Annotated in this window: 6 protein-coding genes; 4 read left to right on the plus strand and 2 right to left on the minus strand. The window is 40.1% G+C overall.

Annotated features, from left to right (window positions below; all coding sequences use genetic code 11):
* Window positions 1-342: 342 nt before the first annotated feature.
* Entirely contained in the window at window positions 343-963 is a 621-nt protein-coding gene (locus IM500_RS13330; protein ID WP_242034640.1) for a hypothetical protein, read from the minus strand.
* A 55-nt stretch (window positions 964-1,018) separates the two neighbouring features.
* Window positions 1,019-2,830 carry a translation elongation factor 4 gene (gene lepA, locus IM500_RS13335; RefSeq protein ID WP_002762209.1) on the minus strand — a complete coding sequence of 604 codons (1,812 nt, stop codon included), beginning with the start codon at window positions 2,828-2,830 and terminating at the stop codon, window positions 1,019-1,021.
* 333 nt (window positions 2,831-3,163) lie between these two features.
* Between lepA and IM500_RS13340 the strand changes: the two genes are divergently transcribed.
* The 4 genes from IM500_RS13340 to IM500_RS13355 all read left to right on the plus strand — a co-directional run bounded on the left by IM500_RS13340 (window position 3,164) and on the right by IM500_RS13355 (window position 6,602).
* On the plus strand, window positions 3,164-3,394 hold the full coding sequence (locus tag IM500_RS13340) for a type II toxin-antitoxin system CcdA family antitoxin (RefSeq protein WP_149988200.1): 231 nt from the start codon (window positions 3,164-3,166) through the stop codon (window positions 3,392-3,394).
* A 212-nt stretch (window positions 3,395-3,606) separates the two neighbouring features.
* Window positions 3,607-5,373 carry an N-6 DNA methylase gene (locus tag IM500_RS13345; protein WP_002762205.1) on the plus strand — a complete coding sequence of 589 codons (1,767 nt, stop codon included), beginning with the start codon at window positions 3,607-3,609 and terminating at the stop codon, window positions 5,371-5,373.
* Window positions 5,370-6,092 (plus strand): restriction endonuclease subunit S, encoded by a 723-nt coding sequence (locus IM500_RS13350; protein WP_002762203.1) that lies wholly within the window; start codon window positions 5,370-5,372, stop codon window positions 6,090-6,092. The genes IM500_RS13345 and IM500_RS13350 overlap by 4 nt, the downstream gene beginning before the upstream one ends.
* Window positions 6,093-6,320: 228 nt before the next feature.
* The gene (locus tag IM500_RS13355) at window positions 6,321-6,602 is read left to right on the plus strand and encodes a hypothetical protein (protein ID WP_287738648.1); all 282 of its coding nucleotides are present in this window, start codon (window positions 6,321-6,323) and stop codon (window positions 6,600-6,602) included.
* Window positions 6,603-6,608: the final 6 nt, after the last annotated feature.

Raw genomic sequence — 6,608 nt, forward strand, 5'->3', positions numbered from 1 at the left:
CGACCTGCAGTAAGGGTTTTGTTAATTTTTTAGTATTTATGTATGGGGGAAGTCCAGATATAACGCTCCCATCAGGAGATAATTTGATCGTTGCTAAGAACATCAGGCTTTTTATCATTCCAGAGGAGATATTTGTTTCTACAATCCAGACATGAGAGTTTTTTTCTTTTATTTGTATGCGAGGTGGCTCTTCAAGTAAACCAATTCTAGTTAATGAAACAAGCAGATCACCTAGTTCGGATGGCTCTAAAGATTCTATTTTTAAATCTTCAACTTGAGGGAAAATATCTAAAAACTTTCTCTTTATTATCTCGAACGTATCAGGATATTTTTTATAAGTGATCAGTAGTTTGTCGGAAATAGGAAGTTGACTCGATTGTAATTCAGAGAGAGAGAGTTATATTCGGCATATTCGTTGTTTATAAAGATTTTAGCCAATGTTGAAGATGAGATATTAAACTCAAGTGGATTGAAAATCATTTTGTTAAATTCCTGTCGAACAGGGAAAACATCTTCTTCTTGATTGAAAAGCTCTATACAGCTTAAATAAGATGGTAGTTTTGGTGTCTTTGAATGTTTAAACTCAATTACCTCTTGATTTCTTGCGATCAAAACCTCTTGATCTTTTAAAAGAGTTTCCCTAATTATACTAACCTTATTTTCGCCGTCATTACTATTGACTTCATCTTCTTCAATCTTGATGAGAGAACGAGCTTTTCTAACCTCAAATTCACCCAACCAATGATAACGAACATGATCATTGGTTAAAAGTTCTACATCCCATTTTACTCCATTTATAGACTCACCGTTAGCGATTCTTTTTAAATTACTAATGGCCTTTAAAATCGAGGTTTTTCCTGCACATGAGATACCAACTAATAAATTCAAATCTGGAAAAAATTTGCAAGAATCTATACTTACTCCAGAGGATAAATCTTGATAGGATAACCTCAAAAGTTTCATAATAATTCCCCACTGCTAAAACTAAAAAGGGTGAGTTAATTCTCACCCCAAGATTTTACTGAGGATCGAGTTTTAGGACTGCCATAAATGCCTCCTGGGGTACATCAACAGTTCCGATCGCTTTCATCCGTTTTTTCCCTTTTGCTTGTTTGTCTAACAGCTTTTTCTTGCGGCTAATATCACCACCATAACACTTAGCTAAGACATCCTTTCTTAAAGCGGGAATATGTTCACTAGCGATAATTTTAGAACCAATAGCTGCTTGAATGGGAACCTTAAATTGATGCCGGGGAATCAATTCTTTTAACTTTTCGGTTAAAGCGCGACCAACATAATAAGCTTTATCCCGGTGAACGATCATCGCTAAAGCATCAACGGGATCACCATTGACCATAATATCTAATTTAACTAGCTCATTTTCCCGATAGCCAATTAATTGATATTCCATACTAGCATAACCGCGCGATCGAGATTTTAATTGATCAAAAAAGTCCGTCACCACTTCCGCTAAAGGTAACTCATAAATCAAAGCGGTGCGAGTTTTAGTAAAATAACGCATATCCTTGAAAACTCCCCGACGACTTTGACATAATTCCATCAAAGCACCTACATAGGTTTCCGGAGTAATCATTTCCACTTGGATATAAGGTTCCTCAATTTTTTCCCGTTTTTGTGGGGAAGGTAACAAACTGGGATTATCCACTTCGACAATTTCCCCATCGGTGGTAGTGACCTGATAAACTACCGAGGGGGCAGTGGTAATTAAATCTAAGTTATATTCCCTTTCTAGTCTTTCCTGCACGATTTCCATGTGTAGCAGTCCCAAGAAACCGCAACGGAAACCAAAACCCATGGCGCTAGAAGTTTCCGGTTCGTAGGATAGAGCTGCATCGTTTAATTTTAACTTTTCCAGGGCATCTTTGAGATCGGCATACTGATCAGCATCGGTGGGGAATAATCCGCAGAAAACCATCGGTTTTGCTTCTGTATAACCGGGTAAAGGCTCTTGTGCTGGTTTAGCGGTTAGAGTAATCGTATCACCCACCCGGGCATCAGCAACAGTTTTAATCGCGGCTGCCAGATAACCCACTTCTCCCGCGTGCAGTTCATTTACCTGTACCTGTTGCGGTGATAAAATTCCCAATTCATCAATCACAAATTCTTTACCAGAAGCCATAAAACGAATTTTATCGCCCTTTTTCACCCGACCATCCATGACGCGGAAATAGACAATTACCCCTCGATAAGCGTCGTAATAACTATCAAAAATTAAAGCTCGGAAGGGTTCTTCGAGGGTATCTTGGGGAGGGGGAACCAATTGGACGATCGACTCTAGAATATCATTAATACCGATCCCAGCCTTAGCCGAGGCCCGAATCGCCTCACTACAGTCTAAACCCACCACTTCCTCGATTTCCGCCGCGACCCGTTCCGGTTCGGCACTGGGTAGGTCGATTTTATTTAAAACTGGGATAATTTCGAGGTTATTTTCCAGTGCTAGGTAAACATTGGCTAAAGTTTGCGCCTCTACTCCTTGGGACGCATCCACAACTAATAAAGCTCCCTCGCACGCCGCTAAAGACCGAGAAACCTCGTAGGAAAAATCCACATGGCCGGGGGTATCAATCAGATTGAGAACGTATTTTTGACCATCCTTAGCGGTATAATCCATGCGTGCCGCTTGTAACTTGATGGTGATACCTCGTTCCCGTTCCAAGTCCATATTATCGAGAAATTGTTCTTTCATCTCCCGTTGGGCTACGGTTCCCGTAATTTGCAGGAGGCGATCGGCGAGAGTTGATTTACCATGATCGATATGAGCGATGATGGAAAAATTGCGAATGCGAGAAACGGGAACGTCAGTCATCGTGGTTCACTGCTGGCAAAAGTCAGGGGTTTATAAAATTTTAGATTCCTTAATTCATTGTAGAGGTAAAGTCTCTAAGGCTGGAGCAAAAGCGAAAAGTAAAAGGTAAAAAAAGCTAAACTGCAAGTATAGTCAGGGTTTTGGCCTTAGCTTCCCCTCTCGGCATCCACAGGAAACGATGGTCAGTTTGAGTATGGGGACAAAATCAGGGAAAGGGCAATGGCTAGGGTAAAGATGTAAGATTTGTCCAAATCGGATTACTATAGATAAACTCTTGGATAAGAATCCTCGACTGACGGGTAGAATGATAGATAGCAATAATTGATAGAGCTTATGAACGAAAATGCTACACCGACTCAGCGCACGGCGGAGAAAGTTGAAATCGCTATTCACCTTGACTCGGAAGTTTTAGAACAGATTAAACACCTGACTAACGATCCTAGTCGCATTATCGAAACGGCGATTAAACAGTGGCTAAGAGGAGAGAAACAACCGGATGAGGACTTAACCCGTCATCTTCGACGCAATCCCCCCGTACCCCCCAAAGGGGAATGGAATGACTAAGATTTTTCAGTCTCTAATAGGTTATTTCCCGACGGAGAGACTGAAATATTTTCTTAGGTCAACCATTGATAGTAATTGAGATTTTTTCCCCAACTAAGCTGGTTAATAGTAGTATTGCCTGTAACAGCAACGCAACGGTTTAAGCTATTTACCTACTGCTCTGGTTTGCAGTAGGCTTAGTTGTCGTGTAACCCATAGGTGTATAGATTATTATGCCGTTGAATAAACAGGCTATCTTAGATGACATTTTTCGCAAAGCACCACCGTTGAACTCTGAGGACGACTGTGCTGAGAATGTTGTTATTCCTTTCATAATGAGGCTTGGTTACGACAGGAACCAGATACGTCGAAAAGTCTCAATCACTGGAACTTCAGGACATAGATTTAGAAAGCAAGCTGATATCGTTGTTTATATTGGGGAACGTCCGGCTCTTGTGGTTGAAACCAAGCGTATTCAGCATCGATTGAGCGAGGAGGATGTTAACCAAGCGCTTTCCTATGCTCAACTTCTTGAACCATCTACACCAATTGCAGTTCTGACTAATGGACGTGATTGGGAGATTTATTATTTGGATAGAGACGATATTGGCGGATTAGAATCCGTTCCTGAACCGCAAGAGCTTGAAAGCACAATACTTACTGTCTCTAGCAATGTAGTTCAATTGGAAAAGCGACAAGCTGCTGAGCGACTTTTAGTAACTATTGAAAATAAAGGTGACTTAGAAATAGCATTTAGGGAATGTCGAAAAGAGTTAGCTAAAGAAGGACTCATTGCCGAGTCTGCATTTGATGAGCTAACTAAAATTCTCACTTGTAAGTTTAACGAAGAGAAAAGAGATGCTGAAGGCCTTGCACCCAATCGCTTTACATCTTCCTGGCTTCTTGGCAGTGGACCTCTAGCTGCTTTACAGCAAATGTTTACTGACGCAAAACAGACTTTTAATGTATTCCCTACGGGAACTCAAATTCAAATTAGAAGCAACGAAACTGTTGAAAAAATTGTTCGTGAATTAGAGCCTTTTGGTCTTTATGGTTTTAAGACACCACTTGGCTTGGCTGGAGCAGGAGGAGATGTAGTTGGTTCTGTTTATGAGGCCTTTCTTACTGGAACACTCCGAGGGGACTTAGGACAGTATTTAACCCCAAGACAATTAGTTGAGTTCATGGTTGAGATAGCTGATATAAAAATTGGAGAAAAAGTCCTTGATTTATCATGCGGAAGTGGTGGCTTTCTTATTAGAGCGTTTATTAATGTCCGCAAAAAAATTCGATTTCTTGATTCTAGCCAAGATGAAAAAGATCATTTAGTTAGTAATCTTGTCACGAATAATCTATGGGGAATTGAGATAAATCCTCGGTTAGCCACTTTATGTCGAATAAATATGATTTTACATGGTGATGGCTATGAACATATTTATACAGGAGATTCAATTAGAGAAGATGTTTTTGGGAATACAGATGGACGCAGAACTGATTTTTTAAATATTGAGCAAAATAACGCAGCAATGTTTGATGTAATTCTCATTAATCCCCCGTTCAATATACCCTATGAAGATTCTGCTACTTTAAACCGGTATTATCTAGGACGAGGTAAAGCTGCTCAAGGTTCAGACTATTTGGTTCTTGAGAGAGCAATTCGACTATTAAAGCCTGAAACTGGACGTTTGCTAGTTATTTTGCCCCATGGTGTTGCCAGCGGAGTTTCCGAGACTGAAGTTCGCAACTTTGTGAAATCTCGTACACATATTCATGGTTGTATAAGCTTACCTGTCGGATCATTTAAGCCGTTTGGGGGGTCTAATGCTAGAACCTGTGTTTTGTATCTCAAGAAGACTACTGGAGACAATAAAAAGCGTTTTTTAGCACAAGCAGAACACGTTGGCTATGACATTACCTCAAAATATTATAGAGAAACTGATCTCAATGATTTACCTGTTATCGCGGAAGCCTATCATAGAGTAAAACTAGAATTGCAATGACTATCGAGTTAATTAAACCAGACCCTTTAATATTAACAATCACTGAAGAATCAGCCCGTAGTATCGATACAGTTGATGCTGGTGCAGCTTATACACAATATTTGCATGAGCAAATAGGTGAGTTTGAACAGCAGCCTTTAGGAAACTTTGTAGATGTTGTATCAAGAAGCGTTAATCCACGCTCTAGTAGATATGCTGGTCAAATATTTGAATATATAGATTTACGAGAAGTAGATGATATTTATGGCTATATATTAACTCTTAAACTTAATCAAGGAAATGAGATTGGAAGTACAAAACATCGCTTTCAAAAGAATGACATTCTTTTCGCCAAGATCATGCCCAGCTTGGCCAACAAAAAGATTGCGCTAGTAACTCAAGATGTAACTAACGCAGTAGCTTCAACTGAATTTATTGTTTTGCGAAAAAAATCACAAGCCGAGATTAATCTTTATTACCTTTTTCGGGCTTTACGTTCTGATCATTTTACCCGACAAGCGACAGCAAACGTTACTGGTGCAACGGGGCGACAGAGAATTAGCCCGTCTAGATTACTAGAATTACAAATAATTGTTCCTCCAGAAGAGATTCAAACACAAATTGGAGATGCTGTCGAACAAGAGTTTACGCTAAGGACATTGGCGGCAGAACAATCAAAGAAAGCTGATGACTTAGCTCAGCTTGTACTTGGTAATCTAACTCTTAGAACCGACAGCTAGAAAGCGCGGAAGGTAGGTTGGGTTGACGACTGTTACCCAACACCCCATCCAATAACCAGGCAAAATCATTTATAATTATTTGATAATAGGACATTGGTTGGGTTTCGTGCTAAATTCGTTGAGTATAGGCTACATATCAGGACAAGCAAAAGGGGGAATAGATAATCAGTTTTTAATAAACGGATTTAGGATCATTTTGCTTGGGTACTTACGGGAGGAACAAAACTGATGCAGATAGAAATTGAAGGCTGCGATGCTATCAAGGTTGCTGAGGACATCCTAGAGATGGAAGGGGTGCAAGGCAGCTACGAAGTTATCTCCAAAGTGGAGAAAGAGGGAACCCTTGCCACCATCGCCACCATCATCGGCATTATTACTGGACTTCCCCCATACAGAAATACTAAAAAATTAACAAAACCCTTACTGCAGGTCGCTTCTCAGAAAAAATTGAAAAGACGCTACTGGGTACATTTTCCCTTTGAAAATGGCTGTACCGTTGACTGTATCTAGAGTAGA

It is taken from the genome of Microcystis sp. M179S2, assembly GCF_020245805.1.
Lineage (GTDB): Bacteria > Cyanobacteriota > Cyanobacteriia > Cyanobacteriales > Microcystaceae > Microcystis > Microcystis aeruginosa.